This window comes from Radicibacter daui (assembly GCA_030657355.1).
Lineage (GTDB): Bacteria > Pseudomonadota > Alphaproteobacteria > Radicibacterales > Radicibacteraceae > Radicibacter > Radicibacter daui.
The window spans coordinates 908,027-925,147 of the sequence record CP131056.1 but is presented as its reverse complement, the minus strand read 5'-3'; the positions used below and the strand labels follow the sequence as shown (position 1 = coordinate 925,147).

Sequence of the window (17,121 nt, the reverse complement as noted above, 5' to 3'; positions counted from 1 at the left end):
AGGCGCCAGCGCGACAGGGGGCAACCTCCAGCCTGCACCCATAGCTGCGGTAGTGCCGGAAGCAGGTTTCCCGACCGGGCGCCGGCGCGTTACCATAAGCCCATCATGGCGGATATCGGCGGCATAGGGACGATACCGGGAAGCCGGGGCAATGGTGCTACCGGCCAGGTGCTTTCCGTGCGGGCCCTGCCGCAATCGGGCACGGCGGAAAATAACGGGCAGGTGCAGGCGGAGGTGACCTATCAGGTCCTGCCCCAAGGCGGCGGCGAAAGCGGCCGCGAGGGCGAAGGACGCGATCACCTGCCCGGCGGGCTCCTGGCACGGCAGACCATCACCGTGTTGCAGCAACTCTCTCCGCAGGAGGTCCCCGGCACCCAGACCAGGAAAGAAGGGCAGATTTCCGCCGGCAGCGCGCCTGCGGACAGGAAGGTCGGAACGGACGGCCCGGAGAGTGCCGAATCCGCATCAGGCGGCCGCACCAACACGGACACTGCAGCCAGCAGCGCCGAGCAGCAGGCAATCGACACGCTCAGCGCACGCGATGCCGCCGTACGCAGCGAGGAAGAATCCCACCAGGCCCTCGCCGGCGCCTATGCCGGCCCGATCCAGTATGATTATGCGCTGGGGCCGGACGGTGCATTCTATGCCGTCTCCGGTCACGTGAACCTCTCCACGGCAGGTGCCAGCGGGGCCCAGCAGGCCTCGGCGCTGGCAGCACTCTACAGCGCCAGCAGCATGGCCGGCGCCACCTCGATGGAAGACCGGCTTTCTGCCGCAGCCGCCGGACGCGGCCTGACGGCGCTGGAAGCGCAAAGGCAGCTGGAGCGCACGCAAGCCATTGCCAGCTATGGCAAAAGCGCCAATATGGGCTGAGCTTCGGCTGACTCCCCCGCTTTCCGCCTCGCCCCAGGGCGCTTTTTCCGGACATTCCCGACGTGACTGACCTGCTGCCCGGCCTCATGACGGACCCGTGGTTCTATGTGACCGCTGTCATCGCCCTTCTCATCATCGGCATCAGCAAGGGCGGCTTTGGCGGCGGCTTCGGCCTGCTGGGCGTACCGCTGATGTCGCTGACCGTCTCTCCGGCCACGGCGGCGGCCGTCACGCTGCCGGCGCTCTGCATCATGGATTTGTTCGGCCTGTGGAGCTATCGGCACAGCTGGGACCGGCGCAGCATGTGGATCCTCGCGCCGGCCGCGATTGTGGGCATCATCATCGGCGCGCTCAGTTCCGGCTATCTGAGCGAGGAGATGGTGAAGCTGCTGCTCGGCCTCATCGCCGTGCTGTTTACGCTCTATCGCTGGCTGAAGCGCGGCGAGGTGGCGGAGGCGCGGATACCGGGCACGCCCTCTGGCCTGTTCTGGGGCACGGTTGCCGGCTTCACCAGCTTTCTGGCCCATGCCGGCAATGTGCCGGTGACCATCTATCTGGCACCGCAGCGGCTCAACAAGACGCTGTTCGTCGGCACCTCCACTGTGTTCTTCGCCATCGTCAACTATGTGAAGCTGGTGCCCTACGCGCTGCTCGGCCAGCTCAATGTCGTCAATCTGGAGACGGCGCTGGTGCTGCTGCCCATCGCGCCGGTGGGCGTGCTGCTGGGCATCTGGCTGCACAAGCGCGTGCCGGAACGTCTGTTCTATATCGTCGTTTATGCCTGCATCTTCGTGGCCGGCGTGAAGCTGATCTACGACGCGCTCATCGGCTGAAGGAGCCCCTGTCCATGATCATCCGCCAGCTTCTCGCCCGCGACCGTCAAGCCTGGGCGCCCCTGTGGCAGGGTTATCTCGATTTTTGCGACGCCAGCGTAGCACCCGAGATTACCGACACCTGTTTTACTCGCCTTACGGCCCGCGAACGCGACGACATGATTGGGCTTGTGGCGGAAACCGCCGAGGACGGTGTCCTCGGTTTCGCCCATCTGGTCTTTCATCCCAACACCTGGTCGATAGAAGGGATGTGTTATCTGGAAGATCTGTTTGTGGCTAAAAAAGCCCGTGGGCTCGGCGCAGGCCGAGCCCTGATAGGCGCCTCGCGCGACCTTGCCGCCGAGCGGAACATCAAGCGGTTTTACTGGCGTACCCATGCCGACAACGACACGGCACGCCAGCTCTATAGATCAGTCGCAAGCGAACGCGACTGGATCATCTACGAAATCACGATGTAGCCGTCGGACGGAGCCGTCTTCAGACTTCGGCAGCTACCGGAGCAGCCTTCTTTGCAGGGGATTTGGCGGCGCTCTTGCGCGCCGGTTTTTTTGGCGCCGCTTCCACGGCAGCCACCGGAGTTTCGGCCTCAGCGGCAGGCTCTGCCACAGGAGACACCTCCGGCTGGCGGGCTTCCTTGCGGCGGCCCTGCTCTTCCGGACCGGAATAGTCCCGCACGCCGGCCGTCAGGGCGTAACAGGCAAGCCTGACATAGAGCGGGATCTCCAGCTTGTCGCCGTCCCGCTCACCTTTCTCGTAATACTGGATGACTCGTCGCTTCAGGCCCAGCGCGTGCGCTGCGTCCTTCTGCGAAAGATCGAGGGACTTGCGCCAGCGCTTCAATCCGCCAGGGGTCATTTTCTGCGGGCTTTCACCTTCTCGGTGTTCAGCGCCCGGTTCGCCATGACGAACATGAAACCGGCACCCGTCAGGGCAAAGGCGACTTCGATGATCATGGTGGCAATCTGCATGGCGCTCTCCATCGGAAAAGGCGGTGCGACAACAAAGGGGCTGACACTCATGGAGCCACAAGTCGGACACCGTCTCCAGTCAGCAGGGTGATGGCTATACGAATGAACCGTCAAGGGAGAAAGCGCATGGAGTGCGCTTTGGTTCACTCTTTGCTGTGATGAAAAACGCCCTCAACCGCCAAACAGCGCCTTCAGCCGGCTCCACAGCCCCTGCGGCGCGGCCTGGGGCCGCGAGGCCGGCTTGCCACCGACAAAATCTCCCCCGCCCCGGGCGCTGGCCGCCGCCCGCGGTTTGGTGCTGGCCACGACGGGGCGCGGGTTCGTGTAGGTGAAATAGAGGCGAAAATCGCCGCTCTCGGCGATGGTGTAATAGGCAACCTTGGCGATGGTGGGATCGCGCCGGCAGCGCGCCTCGGCATCCGATCGCGCCTCTTCCTTGCTGGAAAGGTAAGGCAGGGTGGACATCTCACCCTGCTTGAGCGATTGCCCGGCCCGCGCGCAATAGACCTCGACCGCCATGCCTTCCGCCCCTCCCCAGGAAACGTTATGTCCTGATTATAGGGAAATTCGCTTAGCCGGCAAATCAGCACTCCCGACGGTCCTCTGATGACGGATTGTTTACGATTCACTTCATATAAAAAGTGACTCTCATCCGCTCGCGAAAAGGGCTCCACGCATTCCAATTTCAATCACAGCTCTCTAAGTTACTTTCGCGGCAGTTGCCACCGAAAACGGGCAGCGGGATCGGCCAACGCGGTTTAAGTTGCGTTTAACAACACCTACACACGCGAGATAATCAGAAAATAAGCCGTTAACGTCAAAATAAATAAAAATCACAGGAGATTTTTAGTTGAAAGAAATATCAAATTATTTAGGGCTTTTACACCCGACCCTCGCCAACCTCAATGGCGTGCCCCTCTTTATATTCCTTCTTGTCGCAGCACTTACCATTGTCTTCCTGATTATCTACCTCATCCAGGGACTGCGGGTTTGGGGGCAGCTCAGCTCCTCACTAAAGGCTGTTCGTCGTCTTCGTAAAGCAGGCCCGGCTCCCGACCCGGAAGAGGTTGAAACTGCTTTCCGAGGCGAGCCGCTGAAGCATCTGTGGGCTGAGTATGCCGACACACTCCATGAGTTGAAAAAAGCCGGCTCCGGAGAAGCAACGCTCAGCGAGTTCCGAGCCACGGTTCCAGCGGAGGCCATGTTCACCAAAGAAGTGCTGGTCGATGCACGTCTGTTCGACGAATTTATAAGACATCTTCCCGGTATACTCACCGGGTTGGGGATTATCGGTACGTTCGCTGGCCTATTGAGCGGTCTGGGGACGTTCAAGGTTGACCCCGAAAAAATCCAAAATACGGTCAACGGTTTGGGGCCCTTGCTAGAAGGCGTGCAACACGCGTTCTTGGCCTCCGGCGCGGCTATCGGCTGCGCGATGAGCGTGGTCCTCATCAGCCGACTTATCCTCGCGTACTTTTATCGCCTCGTCGAACATCTGACGAACGGCATCGACAGCTTGTACCGAACCGGCGCCGGTGAGGAATATCTTGCCCGACTAGTCAAATCTTCGGAGCAGGGTGCCGCCAGTACCGCGCAGCTAAAGGATGCGCTTGTGGAGGATCTCCACAAGATGATGAGCAATCTGGTCGATCGGCAGATAGCTGCACAGGAGGCTTCGTCACTCGCCATCGGCAAACATGTCAGCGAGGCGATCTCGACGGCAATTACTGAGCCGATGAAGCGGGTTAGCGAGGCCATGGAAGTCACTTCCCGTGGCAATGGCGAGCAGGTGAATTCCATGCTCGAAACCTTGCTGACCGGGTTCATGGCGAAGCTGGAGGACACCTTCGGCGGGCAGATGCGCGGCATCAACGAGCAGATGCAGCGGTCGATGGATTCAATGGCGGCAGTCCAGGCGTCACTGCAGGGGCTCCTTTCCGACATCAAGAGCACCAACGAACATGCCGCCTCGCAGATGAGTGGAACACTTGAAGAGGCCATGAAGAAAGCGTCGGACAACCAGCAGGTGCTGACCGATCAGATGCGCGAGTTCGTACAGGACTTCCGCAGTCTGATCACCGAGGAGCAGAACAAGTCCAAGCACGCCATGAACGAAGCCGTGATGAAGGTCCTCGCGGAGGTGACAACGGCCATGGAAGGGCTGGAGGGTATCCGCAAGAACTCCGCCGCCGAAGAGGCTGACCGGAACACCAAGCTAACCTCACAGACGAACCAGATGGTTGGTGGCCTGACGTCTCAGGTTGAAACCTTGCTCAGCACCGTCTCGGACCAGGTTAACAAGACCCAGCGCAACATCGACGCGCTGACAGATGTATCGCTTCGCGCGATTGACGGCATGAGCCATGGGGCTGTGACCATGGGGTCGGCGGCGCAGCGCTTCGAGACAGCCGGCATAGCCGTCACAGGCGTGTTTGAGCGCTCGACAACAGTGGCTGAGACGCTGACCTCGGCAGCGGCGTCCCTACAGGCTGCATCGACTGCCGTTCAGCGCGGATTCGAACAGTATGATTCAACGCGCAAAACGGTGGACATGCAGGTGGCTGCGCTGACAGGTCTCATCGAGTCCGCGAAGAAAGAGGCTGGCATTTCTCAGGAACTGGTTAACAGCATCAAGACCAGCGCCGAGGCGATGCGTCAGTCCGAGATGGAAGCGCGTGAGCATCTCGACCAGGTGAATGCCGCTCTGGTGAAGGCCTTCAGCGACTTCGGAAACTCACTGGTGAGCCAGGTCAAATCGACCATCGCCGAGACTGACCGGCACCTTGCCCAAGGGACAGGCCACCTCACCGGCGTGGTGCAGGAACTCGCCAATGCAGTCCAGCGCATGAAGAGGGCCTAACGTGCTCGCACGACTTGTTCTCAAGCGCAGCGCCAAACATGAAGGGGAAAGTCCGTTCTGGATTTCTTTCTCCGACCTGATGTCGGCACTGATGGTACTGTTCCTCGTTGTGATGGCGGTAACGTTGGTGTCGGTGACACAGAGCATCGACGCCGCCACCCGAGCGACCATAGAGCGAAGCGCTGCCATCAATCGGGTCATGCAAATGATTGCGCAGGACCCGAAGAGTGCCGGCGTCGGAGTCGATCAGCAGAACTTCCGCATCGACTTGGGCAAGGAGGTGCGCTTCGATAGCGGCAGCTACGCCATCAGCACGGCAGCTGGCCAGTTTCTTCGAAATTACATCCCGGTCCTGTTGCGAGCAAAAGAGTCCGAGGATGGAAGCCGATGGATACGAAGCATCGTCATCGAGGGCTTTACGGATGAGGATGGAACATACCTCTACAATCTTCAGCTCAGCCTCGACCGCAGTCGCAGCGTCGTCTGCTCGCTCTTCCAGACCAGCGACGCGACGGACGCGCTGACGCCAGAACAGCTACGCAAGGTTCAAGAGCTGTTCCTTGTCGGTGGTTACTCGTTCAACTCCATCAAGAAAGACAAGGCCGAAAGCCGCCGCGTGGAGTTCAAGGTTGATTTCTGGGGATTGGACGAGCGGGTTCCGGAAGCCAGCGACGTGCTGAACGGCAAGGAATTTGGCCGGTGCTAGCCACTTCCGCATTGCAACGTCTGGCCAGCGACCTGGCGGCGTCGCTGGAGTCCATGAGGCTGCACGCCGGGGAATTCGGAAAGCCGGACCTGGTGGAAAAGCCCGCAAAAGAAGCAGAACAGCTGTTCCAAGGGTACACAAAGGGAAAGCCCCGCAAGGAAGACGCCTACGCCGCCGCTCTTGCCTTCGCTCGGGGACAACCGCTCGATGCCTGGCAACGCGATCTGGTGGCGTCGGCAGTGGCCGAGCCTATCCGTGAGCAATCGGGCGCACTGGCGCTTGCGTCAACACGTTTCCCGGCGTTGCTCAAAACCTACGAGGATGAAGCCGTTCGCGGGGAGTTGTGGCGGCTGACATGGCATGGCCTCCTCTATTCCTACTTCAATTTTAACATTGAAGCCGGGAAAGACACGGCCACTCTCGAAGGATGGAAGGCCCTCGGGTCCTTCCTCGAGCGGACCTGGCCGGCTATGGATCGGCAGGCCGGTCAGGATCTGGTTCCGGACTGGATGAAGGTGCTCCGTCAAGAAGCTGACATCCTCAAGGCAGAGCCTGCCGAAAAGTATTCAAGAGCCTATCTTCGCGGCGACACCGAGCCCACGGACCGTCTGGGAGCGGATCTTGGCATACCGCCATCAAGCTGGTTCTGGCACGCTCTGGTGCGTGAAGCCGTACGTTGTGCCGCAAGAGAGGATGACGCCGAATTCCGCAGGCTGATTCCCCAACTGATCACATTGATCCAGACAAAACCCGGCTTCCGCGATGAGGCCGTCGAGATCATCCTGAACCGCTACCATGACTGCAAGGGAGCGCCCCCGGATGAGCAACTGCGCAATTTTATCTGTCAGCCGGCGGTTTGGAAGAACCCAAAACTCAAAACCGCAGGGATTGCGACAGCCTGGAACCGGGTGCCAGACCCTGTATGGCAAATGGTGCTGGGTTGGGTGAATGAGGGCAACCTCAAGGACTTTTTCGACATTCTTGCCGCGCGAAACAACGCGGATGAGGGCAGGCTGGCCTTCTGGTCAAAATACCTCAAGCAGATTTCCTGGACCCGGCTGGTGTTCGGTGCCGACACGATGGCGCTGAAACGCACCAACTCTGGCGTACGGGAGCTCATCGCGCGGGAAGAGGGGGCCTACGCTCAACTTACGAGCAAACCTGAGGTCGACGCGTTCATGATGCAGCTAGGCTCTTACGTCATCATTGAGTTTAGCAAGAAACCAAACGCTTGTTACGTTTACGAGGCGGACCAACTGCCTTTCGAGCCCTACTCGCTCAAATACGAAGGAGGGACAACCGACCTTGGAGTTGGTTTCCGGGATGGTTGTGCTTTGCGGATTGTCCACCGGGCCGGATGGGCTGTCGAAGCCGAGAAAGATCTCCGGCGACTGGGCATCCAGCCGGACCTGGCAGGCACGAGACGCGAGCCGCCGACTGACACCGCCGCAACAATAAGTACCGGCCGCACCGACGAGCGCCCGAAGACGGTGACATCCGGTCCTGACATGGCAGAGCTGAACTCGCTCATTTCGCGGTTTGGGGGCGCGTACATTGATGACAAGCGCAGCACCTTATGGGGCCGGCTGTGGGTGGAGGACCCGCGTCAACACGAGCAGCTGGCCGCAGAACTGAAGGCGCTGGGCTTCAGGTGGGCGGATCGTCGCCAAGCTTGGTATTTCCCGGGGAACTGATGGGCTTGTTCGATTTTCTCAAGCGTGCCGCAACATCCAAGCAGCATGAGCCGGCTCTCACCACGACGTGGCGCGCCGAGGGTGTGCGTGTCGAGTTCAATAGCGACATCGCGGAGACAACACCTGAAGGGCTGCTCGAGGCCATTCATCAGGCCGGAGCAGCAGATTCAGTGCTCGGTGCCTATCTGGCGCAATTAGCATCTGAGTCACGATGCCTGGTCGATGTGTGCGGTGTCACCATTCCGTGGGCGGATATCTATGAGCTTTGGGGCTCCGCCGAGCATACAGGCGCCCTGAAGCTGCTGGCACTCCCACCATTGAGTCCGCTCCGGCCCATTATCGACGGCTCAGGAACACTGTCTTCAGACGACTTCTCGATAGAGGTGTCTGGTTGGACAGATGGAGTGCAACAGGTTCGCGTAGACCGGCTGGACGGGGCTGTGGCCACTGTGGGCGGCGGCGCCCAGTTGTTAACCGCTGCGGCATGGGCTGCGCTGTCTGAGATTGCCGCACTTCAGTCACGCCTCCCGCAGGAGCGCACGCAACACGCCCAGGAGCTGGCATGGGGACGGATTCGCAGTCATGCCGACCGCGCCGGAGCGATATATGCCAGCCCATACCTCGAAACGACGTTGGTGTTGACGCCAGACAGCCTGCGCCTCCCTCTGGCAAAAGAGGAGACACCATTCGGCCGCGTGCTAACGGTCTCTCCAACCTTCGATGGCGCGCCAGACGGATGGTTGGCCGCCTTCGACGGCTTCAATTCGGTGCAACCGCACTACGACCTCACCCGGGGGACCGGTCGTATTCGCGTGGTGATTTCCGAACCCGTTCGCAGGGTGCTCGCCGTCATCAAACGAGAGATGCCGAACCGTAAGGTAGCTGGCGCCAAGGCGGAGAAATTCATCCACAACCCTTTCGCCTTCTTGGGAGACACAGCGCACCAGGTCCTGAACGAAGCAGAGTTTGAAGCGGACCGGGCGAAAGCAGGAGCCGTTTCGGCAGCCTTCAGCATCGTTGGCCGGATCGAACATGGACGTATCAACTCGGTCGATCTGCTGGTTAACGAACACTTCGGCGATGGCACAGCGCGCACAGACAAAAAGATTTTCAAAACCGCCGACGATCTCGACGCGTTTCTCAGCGCCCTGAAATCAGCCATTGAGCAGGATCGGGAGCACTTTCCCTGGGATGAGTACGACCTGACCGTTGACGCCGCATCCCCGGAACAGCTTGGGCAAGGCATAGAGCTGGCACAGTTTTGGCGCATGCAACCGGCCCAGCACATCAGCCTGGAGGATGTCTATCAGCTCAATGGTTATAGCGAGCGCATTGAAGGAATTGGCGCGGCCAAGCCTATCTACGTGCCCGTCTTTCAGCGTGACAAGAAGCAGGACGAAGATGAATCCGGCTGGTTGCCCACGGACTTGACACCAATGGTCAAGGTGACTCTTCGGGGCCATGAAGGCCAGGTGCTGATCCCCCTGACCCAGGAATGGGTCAAGGGCTTTGACGAGCAAGTCAGCGATGCGGAGCGGGACGGGGCCAGCCAGGTCACGAATGCCAGCCTTCCCACCCCCCTTGAGACCGGGCAGGCGCGCACCCTCGCCGAGGGATTCAAGGCGATGCTCGGTGGCCAAGACCGGGTAAAAGTCGATGGAAAATCGAAACCGAAGGAAGAAAAAAGCCGGCGGGAGACCCTGCTGGTCAAAACCAACTTCCACGGAATCGACTACCTCGAAGAGCGGCGCGCGTCACTGGCGTTACCTGAGGGCTGGGGAGCTCAACTCCCACGCTCGCTAAGACCATCCGTTGAGGTAAAAAAGCATCAGCTTCACGGCATAGCGTGGTTTCAGCACTTGGTCTCCAAAGCGCCGGCAGAGTGCCGAGGAGCTTTGCTCGCCGATGACATGGGATTGGGCAAGACCCTGCAGCTGCTGTCGTTGCTCGGCTGGTACTATGAGAAGAACCCTAATGCCGCGCCCTCTATCGTCTTTGCTCCAAAGAGCTTGCTGGAGAACTGGGCCAACGAGGCGCGCAAATTCTTCAACGACTCTTTTCCTGAAGTTTTCCCCCTCTATGGCGACAACCTGAGGGTTCGCAAACAACCGCTCGGCCTTATCGACAGCCAGTTACGCAACAAGGGCATCGTCGAACTCCTGAAGCCCGACTGGGTCGGGACCGCGAAGATCGTCGTCACCACCTACGAGGTGCTCACCTCATACGAGTTCTCACTGGCCAGACAACCGTTCGCGTTCCTCATTTGCGATGAGGCACAACGCCTCAAGACACCAGGCACTTTGGTGACGTTGGCCGCAAAGAAGCTGAAGGCGGACTTCCGCATCGCTTGTACGGGGACACCCGTCGAGAACTCGCTCGCGGACCTGTGGAGCCTTTTTGACCTGGTGCAACCGGGCCTGCTTGGCGCCCTTGAGGAATTCGGGAAGACCTATCGCCGCCCTATCGAATGCCAAACTGACGAGCAGGTAACGGCGCTACAGCGTTTGCAGGCAGCGATTGCTCCGCAAACGCTTCGCCGGACAAAGGCCGACATCGCGGCAGACCTGCCGAAGAAATTCTTCGCGCACAAGAAGGCCGCAGAACCGGGGGTGCGCTTCAAACCTGTTCTTGGCGATGACGAACTGCTTGAAATTTCGCTGACGGAGCATCAGCGCCTTCTCTACAAGGGCGGGCTGAAAAAACTTCAGGAAGCGGCCCGTGAGCTGAATGGCCGAAAGCGTGTTCAGCTTTCGTTCGGCGCACTTCACCTGATGAAGGCTGTCTGTGCTGAACCGTACTGCCTGCCGGGTACGAAGTTCATGGTCGATAAGGCCGGACGTAAGCCACACCTCTCGAACTCGCCCAAACTGGATTGGCTGCTGACCCAGCTGTCTGAGGTTCAGCGCTCTGGCGAAAAGGCCATCGTGTTCACCGAGCTGCGGGAGGTCCAGGCCGCGCTGTACTACTTCCTGAAGGAAACGTTCGGCCTGCGCCCGTTCATCATCAACGGCGACTCTCAGGGGCGTCAGGGGTACATAGACAAATTCTCCGCAAAGCCAGGCTTCGACGTCATCATCCTATCGACACTCGCCGCAGGTGCCGGGCTCAACGTCACCGCCGCGAACCATGTCTTCCACTTCACTCGTGCCTGGAACCCTTCCAAGGAAGCACAGGCCACCGACCGAGCTTTCCGTATCGGCCAAAAACGGGACGTTTTTGTCTACTGTCCCACCGTGGTGACAGACGACTTCCACACTTTCGAAGTCCGGCTCGACCAACTCATGAAGCGCAAGGCGGGGTTGGCTGGCTCTACGTTGGACGTCGATGGTTTATCCGCAGCGTTGACGGCAATGCTCAACGGCTCAGGCAAGGACGCGACATTCACCGAGCTAGTCGGGGGGAGCGAGGACGGTGAGGCGCTCCCGAAACGATACCTGACGATGGACGATGTCGATCGCATGGACGGGGACAGTTTTGAAGTGTTCTGCAAATTGCTTTGGGACAAGAAAGGCTTCCAGGCAACGGTTACCCGGAAGCGCGGTGGCGACGGAGGAATCGACATTGTCGCCCTCAAGGGACAGGAAAGTGAGCTTCTTCAATGCAAAAGCTCCAAGGCTGCCGATGTGGGATGGGATGCCATCAAGGAAGTGACCGCCGGCGCAGCGAAGTACCGGGAAAGGTTTAGCGGCACTCGCTTCCGTCGGGTCGCCGTGACGAATCAGCGCTTCACATCAGGAGCGCGAGAACAGGCCGTCGCCAACCAGGTCGAGCTGGTCATTCGCGAGCATCTTGAGGAGATGTTGGGGAGGCACCCTGTCACGAATCACGAGTTCGACGCCGCGCTGCAGGAGCAGGTTCTTTACGACGAGGTCGTGGCTTGAGGAGCCCAAGGCCTACCTGACAGACAATGCGAGGCGGGCAGGCCTTGGGGTCGCCTGTGAAAGTGGCGAGAGATCAGACGTTGAAGCGGAAATGGAAAATATCGCCATCCTTGACGATGTATTCCTTGCCTTCCTGCCGCAGCTTGCCGCCATCGCGGGCGCCGGATTCGCCGCCGAGGGCGACATAGTCGTCGTAGGCGATGGTTTCGGCCTTGATGAAACCGCGCTGGAAATCGGTGTGGATGGCGCCGGCGGCTTCCGGCGCCGTGGCGCCCTTGCGCACGGTCCAGGCACGGGCTTCCTTGGGGCCGACGGTGAAGAAGGTGAGCAGGCCGAGCAACTCGTAGCCGGCGCGGATCACCTTGTTGAGGCCGGGCTCATCAAGGCCGAGACCGGCAAGGAATTCCTTCTTCTCTTCCGGATCATCGAGCTGGGCGACCTCGCTCTCGATGGCGGCGGAGATGATAACGGACACCGCACCTTCAGCCTTTGCCAGCTCGGCCACCTTGGCGGAGAGGGCATTGCCGGTAGCGGCGTTGTCCTCATCCACATTGGCGACATAGAGCTGCGGCTTGGAGGTGAGCAGCTGAAGCTGGCGGAAGCGCTCGCGCTCATCCGGCGAAAGCTCCGGCAGCAGCACACGGGCCGGCTTGCCGTCGCGCAGCAGCGGCAGCACGCGTGCGACCAGCGCCAGCGTTTCCTTGGCTTCGATATCATTGCCGCGCACGCGCTTGATCAGCGCCTGCTCGCGCTTTTCCAGCGATTCGAGGTCGGCGATCATCAGCTCGGTGGTGATGACTTCGGCATCGCGGATCGGGTCGACCGAGCCTTCCACATGGGTGATGTTGTCATCCTCGAAGCAGCGCAGCACCATGACGATGGCGTCGGTTTCGCGGATATTGGCGAGGAACTGGTTGCCAAGCCCTTCGCCCTTGCTGGCGCCGCGCACGAGGCCGGCGATATCCACGAACTCCAGCTGGGTCGGGATGATCTGTGCCGACTTGGCAATATCGGCGACCTTCGTCAGGCGCGGATCGGGCACACCGACACGGCCGGTGTTCGGCTCGATGGTGCAGAAGGGAAAGTTCGCCGCTTCTGCCGCCTGGGTGCTGGTGAGCGCGTTGAACAGGGTCGACTTGCCGACATTAGGCAGGCCGACGATGCCGCAGTTGAAACCCATTTATCGATCGCCCGTGGATGTATCAGTGGAAGTCTGGGAAGAAGCAGGCTGCGGCGATGGCTCGCGCGGCCCCTTCGTTACCGGCGGTTTTAGAACGGGGGCGACGGCCTTTGCCACCTCATTCATGAACTGGGACTGGCCCTTTTCGCTGAAAAGATGGCCGGCGCAGCGCGCCACCATGTCCAGCATGGGCTCAAGCCAGGCCTGCTCGGCCTTGGCGAAATCGGCCAGCACATAGCCCGTCACCCGGTCCTTGTCGCCGGGATGGCCGATGCCGAGGCGCACGCGCTGGTAATCCTTGCCGATATGGTCGTCGATATCGCGCAGGCCATTGTGGCCGCCGTGGCCGCCACCCTTCTTGATGCGCACGCGGCCGGGCAGGATATCCAGCTCGTCATGCAGCACGATGACGTCGGCCGGGGTCAGCTTGTAAAAGCGCATCGCCTCGCCGACCGACTGGCCGGAGCGGTTCATGTAGGTCATCGGCTTTAACAGCATGACCTTCTGGTTGCCGATGCGCCCTTCGGCGATCTCGCCCGAAAACCGGCTGCGCCACGGGCCGAAGCTATGGCGGCGGGCGATTTCGTCAACCGCCATGAAGCCGATATTGTGGCGGTTGCCCGCATAGTCGCGCCCCGGATTGCCGAGGCCTGCAAAGATATACATCGAACCGGCTTCGTCTGCTGAAGGCTGGCCGGCACCTGCCGGCCGGTTGCCGGCAAGACGCCACAGAAAGGCGAAGGGCCGCAATAAAAAACCCCACCCGGCAAGGCGGGCGGGGTTCTTTTCCATCCGCGAAGGCGCCTTTATCAGGCGGCCTCGCCGCCCTCGGCGTTCTCTTCCGACTTGAGAGCGGAAGGAGCAGCGATGGTGGCGATGGTGAAATCGCGATCGGTGATGGTCGGGGTCACGCCACGCGGCACCACAACGGCGCTGAAGTGGATGCTGTCGCCGACATTGGCACCGGTGAGGTCGACGGTGACCTTCTCCGGAATGTTATTCCAGAGGGCCTTCATCTCGACTTCATGACGCACGATGTTCAGCACGCCGCCGCGCTTCAGGCCCGGGGCCTTGTCGGCGTTGAGGAACTCGACCGGCACGTTGATGGTCACGACGGCATCGCCGGTGACGCGCAGCAGGTCGACATGGATCGGGAAGTCACGCACCGGATCCATCTGCAGGTCGCGCGCAACAACGGTGTGCACGGTCTCGCCGACGGTGATCTCGAAGAGATGCGTGAAGAAATGGCTGTCCAGCTTGCGCTCGAACTCGACGCGCTCGAAGCTGATCGAAACCGGCTCCTGCTTGTCGCCATAGATAACGGCGGGGATACGCCCCTCACGACGCTCGCGACGCGCTGCCCCCTTGCCGGCCGCCTCGCGGAGCTGTGCGCTCAGCGCAACAGTCTTTGCCATGGTACTAACTCCTGAAATCAAAAAAGACGAAAGGCAGGGCTGGCCTCCAGGGGTGCCAGTCCGGTCTGTTCGCCGACGATGCGTCCCCTCCAGTGCCGCCGCCGAAGCGCTGGCCCTGAAAGGCGCGGGCGGTTTCTGCGCCAAACCGCCCCTTTTGTCAATAATGAGGGGCGGCAGGCCTGCCCTGAAAAGCCGGAAGGAAAGCTCAGGCGGCCTGCATCAGCCGGCCATGGGAAAGGTTGAGCTCCCGGCCGAGGCGCTGCTGCACCATCGGATCGTGCGTCACCGCAATCAGCGTCGCGCCCAGTTCGCCCGCCGCTTCCATCAGCAGATCCATCACCTTGTCGGCGCTGGCGGCATCGAGGCTTGCCGTCGGCTCGTCCGCCACGATGATGGCGGGAGACTGGATGAGCGCCCGGGCGAGCGCCACGCGCTGCTGCTCCCCGCGCGACAGGCGGCTGGCCGGCGTTCCGGCGGCAGTCAGCCCCATGCGGCCCAGCAGGTCGCGGCCACGGGCGCGCTGCTCGCCGGAGACGGAAAGATTGGAAAAACTGAGCGGCAGAAGGACATTTTCCAGCGCATCCAGACCGGGGATGAGGTGGAAATCCTGAAAGACAAAACCGACATGCCGGCGCCGCCAGCGGTCACGCGCGGCTTCCGGCATCGCCGTCAAGTCTTCCGCCCCCCAGCGCACGCTGCCGCCATCCGGCTTCTCGATACCCGTCAGCACATAAAGCAGCGTGCTCTTGCCCGCACCCGAGGGGCCGGTGATGGCCAGATGCGTGCCGGCGGCCACCTCCAGCCGGGCGAGATCGAGCACCGGCGCTTCCTTGCCCTGACCGGGAAAGCTGAGCAGGAGATTTTCGGCAATCAGGTCGGGCATGGCAGGCGGAGTCCGCGAGTTGGGTGCAGCCTGCCACTAGTCACCCGCAGGCCGGCAGCACGTCGAGTGAAAGTTCGGTGACAGTGCAACTGCTTCGCAAACGTCACGTACCCGTCATCGGCCCGTAACGGAGCGGGTGTTACGCCAGTGCGGCATAACGTCTCCGGCCAATATGTCGCAGGCCGGGGCGCCGCCCGCACAGGGGCCCATCCGGGGGATCGATGATGCCCCCCCTTCAAGGCAGGGAAACACAAGCGATGACTTTCACCCTCAAGCTCGCCGCCGGCGCAGCTGCCGCCGCGCTTCTGGCCGGCTCCGCCTACGCCGCCGACAAGGCCACGCTGACCCAGTCGGCCGACCCGTATTTCGCCGAAGGCCAGGCCACGCTGAAGCGCGTGATGGAGCAGAAGACCAACACCGGCAAGGCCAAGAACATCATCCTCTTCGTCGGTGACGGCATGAGCCTGCCGACGGTGACCGCCGCACGCATCTTCGAAGGCCAGAAGAACGGCATGGGCGACAAGGCCGAGACCAATCTGCTGAGCTTCGAGAAGTTCCCGTACTCCGCCCTGTCCGAGACCTACACCTCCGACGGCATGATCGCCGACAGCGCGCCGACCGCCGCTGCCATGATGACCGGCATCAAGTCGCCGAACGGCACCATCGGTGTGACCTCTGCCGTCAAGCAGGGTGATTGCAAAGCCGGCCTCGAGCATTCCGTGCCGACGATGCTGGAGATGGCCGAGACCGCCGGTCTTTCCACCGGCGTCATCACCACTGCCCGCCTGACGCATGCGACTCCGGCCGCCACCTACGCCCACACCGCTCACCGCGACTGGGAAGCCGACAAGAACCTGCCGGATGATGCCGCTGCCGCCGGCTGCAAGGACATCGCCCGCCAGCTGATCGAATCGCCCTACGGCAACGGCCTTGAAGTCGCCATGGGCGGCGGCCGCACCAACTTCATCCCGGCGACGATGGATGACCCGGAAGATGCCGGCAAGAAGGGCGTGCGCAAGGATGGCCGCGACCTGACCGCCGAGTGGGTCAAGAAGGCGCCGAACTCCGCCTATGTGTGGAACAAGAAGGAATTCGACGCCATCGACGTGTCGAAGACCGACCATCTGCTCGGCCTCTTCAACCGCTCGCACATGGAATATGAAGCCGACATCGCCAACGACAAGGCCGGCGAGCCGGATCTCGCGGCGATGACCACCAAGAGCATCGAGCTGCTGTCGAAGAACCCGAAGGGCTTCTTCCTGATGGTCGAGGCCGGCCGTATCGACCATGCGCACCACGAAGGCAACGCCTACCGTGCACTGGAAGACACCGTCGAACTGAGCCAGGCCGTGAAGGCTGCCATGGCCAAGGTGAACCTCGACGAGACGCTGATCATCGTGACGGCTGACCACAGCCACACCTTCTCGATCAGCGGTTATGCCGACCGCGGCACCAACATCCTCGGTCTCGCCACCGAAGGCGGCAAGGTGCTGAAGGGCGATGACGACAAGCCCTACACCATCCTCGGCTACATGAACGGCCCGGGTGCGGCCAAGGACGGCGCCCGCGCCGACCTGACCAATGTCGACACCACCGCCCCGGACTTCCTGCAGCAGTCGCTGATCCCGATGAGCAGCGAAACCCATGCAGGTGACGATGTCGGCATCTTCGCCGTCGGCCCGTGGGCGCACCTGTTCCAGGGCACCGTCGGCCAGCAGTACATCTTCCACGTGATGGATTACGCGTCGAAGATCAGCGAGCAGGCCGCTTCCATGTAAGCCGCAAGGCCCCGGAAGTTCCCGGGGGCGGGGCGATCCTTCCGATGAGG

At 61.3% G+C, this 17,121-nt stretch carries 14 protein-coding genes; 8 read left to right on the top strand and 6 right to left on the bottom strand.

What is annotated here, in order from left to right; genetic code table 11:
• The first annotated feature begins 105 nt into the window (after positions 1 to 105).
• The 3 genes from QTL98_RS04285 to QTL98_RS04275 all read left to right on the top strand — a co-directional run bounded on the left by QTL98_RS04285 (position 106) and on the right by QTL98_RS04275 (position 2,164).
• Complete coding sequence (locus QTL98_RS04285) at positions 106 to 873, top strand: putative metalloprotease CJM1_0395 family protein (protein ID WP_445680988.1); 768 nt, start codon at positions 106 to 108, stop codon at positions 871 to 873.
• A 62-nt stretch (positions 874 to 935) separates the two neighbouring features.
• On the top strand, positions 936 to 1,706 hold the full coding sequence (locus QTL98_RS04280) for a sulfite exporter TauE/SafE family protein (RefSeq protein WP_445680987.1): 771 nt from the start codon (positions 936 to 938) through the stop codon (positions 1,704 to 1,706).
• Positions 1,707 to 1,720: 14 nt separating this feature from the next.
• Positions 1,721 to 2,164: a GNAT family N-acetyltransferase gene (locus tag QTL98_RS04275; protein ID WP_445680986.1), complete on the top strand. Its 444-nt coding sequence runs from the start codon at positions 1,721 to 1,723 to the stop codon at positions 2,162 to 2,164.
• A gap of 19 nt (positions 2,165 to 2,183) precedes the next feature.
• Here QTL98_RS04275 and QTL98_RS04270 read toward each other — a convergent pair whose 3' ends face one another.
• Both QTL98_RS04270 and QTL98_RS04265 read right to left on the bottom strand, forming a co-directional pair.
• Positions 2,184 to 2,561 carry a helix-turn-helix transcriptional regulator gene (locus tag QTL98_RS04270; RefSeq protein ID WP_445680985.1) on the bottom strand — a complete coding sequence of 126 codons (378 nt, stop codon included), beginning with the start codon at positions 2,559 to 2,561 and terminating at the stop codon, positions 2,184 to 2,186.
• A gap of 284 nt (positions 2,562 to 2,845) precedes the next feature.
• Positions 2,846 to 3,193, bottom strand: coding sequence for a hypothetical protein (locus tag QTL98_RS04265; RefSeq protein WP_445680984.1), 348 nt, complete (start codon positions 3,191 to 3,193; stop codon positions 2,846 to 2,848).
• Positions 3,194 to 3,524: 331 nt separating this feature from the next.
• On the opposite strand from QTL98_RS04265, the gene zorA reads away from it, so the two are divergent.
• The 4 genes from zorA to QTL98_RS04245 are packed head-to-tail and all read left to right on the top strand — an operon-like array spanning position 3,525 to position 11,815.
• Positions 3,525 to 5,534 carry an anti-phage ZorAB system protein ZorA gene (gene zorA / locus QTL98_RS04260; RefSeq protein WP_445680983.1) on the top strand — a complete coding sequence of 670 codons (2,010 nt, stop codon included), beginning with the start codon at positions 3,525 to 3,527 and terminating at the stop codon, positions 5,532 to 5,534.
• Position 5,535: 1 nt separating this feature from the next.
• Positions 5,536 to 6,240: a flagellar motor protein MotB gene (locus QTL98_RS04255; RefSeq protein ID WP_445680982.1), complete on the top strand. Its 705-nt coding sequence runs from the start codon at positions 5,536 to 5,538 to the stop codon at positions 6,238 to 6,240.
• Entirely contained in the window at positions 6,234 to 7,934 is a 1,701-nt protein-coding gene (locus QTL98_RS04250) for an EH signature domain-containing protein (RefSeq protein WP_445680981.1), read from the top strand. Before QTL98_RS04255 ends, QTL98_RS04250 begins: the two co-directional genes overlap by 7 nt.
• A complete protein-coding gene (locus QTL98_RS04245) occupies positions 7,934 to 11,815 on the top strand; it encodes an SNF2-related protein (protein WP_510637531.1) in 3,882 nt (1,293 codons plus the stop codon). The genes QTL98_RS04250 and QTL98_RS04245 overlap by 1 nt, the downstream gene beginning before the upstream one ends.
• 73 nt (positions 11,816 to 11,888) lie before the next feature.
• On the opposite strand, the gene ychF is transcribed toward QTL98_RS04245, so the two are convergent.
• The 4 genes from ychF to QTL98_RS04225 form a co-directional block, all read right to left on the bottom strand.
• Positions 11,889 to 12,995 carry a redox-regulated ATPase YchF gene (ychF, locus tag QTL98_RS04240; RefSeq protein ID WP_445680979.1) on the bottom strand — a complete coding sequence of 369 codons (1,107 nt, stop codon included), beginning with the start codon at positions 12,993 to 12,995 and terminating at the stop codon, positions 11,889 to 11,891.
• Positions 12,996 to 13,661 carry an aminoacyl-tRNA hydrolase gene (pth, locus tag QTL98_RS04235; RefSeq protein ID WP_445682084.1) on the bottom strand — a complete coding sequence of 222 codons (666 nt, stop codon included), beginning with the start codon at positions 13,659 to 13,661 and terminating at the stop codon, positions 12,996 to 12,998.
• 143 nt (positions 13,662 to 13,804) lie between these two features.
• A complete protein-coding gene (locus tag QTL98_RS04230; RefSeq protein ID WP_445680978.1) occupies positions 13,805 to 14,410 on the bottom strand; it encodes a 50S ribosomal protein L25/general stress protein Ctc in 606 nt (201 codons plus the stop codon).
• 205 nt (positions 14,411 to 14,615) lie between these two features.
• Positions 14,616 to 15,293, bottom strand: a complete 678-nt coding sequence (locus tag QTL98_RS04225; RefSeq protein ID WP_445680977.1) for an ABC transporter ATP-binding protein — start codon at positions 15,291 to 15,293, stop codon at positions 14,616 to 14,618.
• 257 nt (positions 15,294 to 15,550) lie between these two features.
• Here QTL98_RS04225 and QTL98_RS04220 point away from each other — a divergent pair, with 257 nt between their 5' ends.
• Complete coding sequence (locus QTL98_RS04220) at positions 15,551 to 17,071, top strand: alkaline phosphatase family protein (protein ID WP_445680976.1); 1,521 nt, start codon at positions 15,551 to 15,553, stop codon at positions 17,069 to 17,071.
• The last annotated feature ends 50 nt before the right edge of the window (positions 17,072 to 17,121 follow it).

Bases quoted from the DNA above. Each gene is read 5' to 3' on its own strand.
- pth (WP_445682084.1), bottom strand. From the start codon at position 13,661: ATGTATATCTTTGCAGGCCTCGGCAATCCGGGGCGCGACTATGCGGGC.
- QTL98_RS04245 (WP_510637531.1), top strand. From the start codon at position 7,934: ATGGGCTTGTTCGATTTTCTCAAGCGTGCCGCAACATCCAAGCAGCAT.
- QTL98_RS04230 (WP_445680978.1), bottom strand. From the start codon at position 14,410: ATGGCAAAGACTGTTGCGCTGAGCGCACAGCTCCGCGAGGCGGCCGGC.
- QTL98_RS04270 (WP_445680985.1), bottom strand. From the start codon at position 2,561: ATGACCCCTGGCGGATTGAAGCGCTGGCGCAAGTCCCTCGATCTTTCG.
- QTL98_RS04225 (WP_445680977.1), bottom strand. From the start codon at position 15,293: ATGCCCGACCTGATTGCCGAAAATCTCCTGCTCAGCTTTCCCGGTCAG.
- QTL98_RS04265 (WP_445680984.1), bottom strand. From the start codon at position 3,193: ATGGCGGTCGAGGTCTATTGCGCGCGGGCCGGGCAATCGCTCAAGCAG.
- QTL98_RS04275 (WP_445680986.1), top strand. From the start codon at position 1,721: ATGATCATCCGCCAGCTTCTCGCCCGCGACCGTCAAGCCTGGGCGCCC.
- ychF (WP_445680979.1), bottom strand. From the start codon at position 12,995: ATGGGTTTCAACTGCGGCATCGTCGGCCTGCCTAATGTCGGCAAGTCG.
- QTL98_RS04220 (WP_445680976.1), top strand. From the start codon at position 15,551: ATGACTTTCACCCTCAAGCTCGCCGCCGGCGCAGCTGCCGCCGCGCTT.
- QTL98_RS04285 (WP_445680988.1), top strand. From the start codon at position 106: ATGGCGGATATCGGCGGCATAGGGACGATACCGGGAAGCCGGGGCAAT.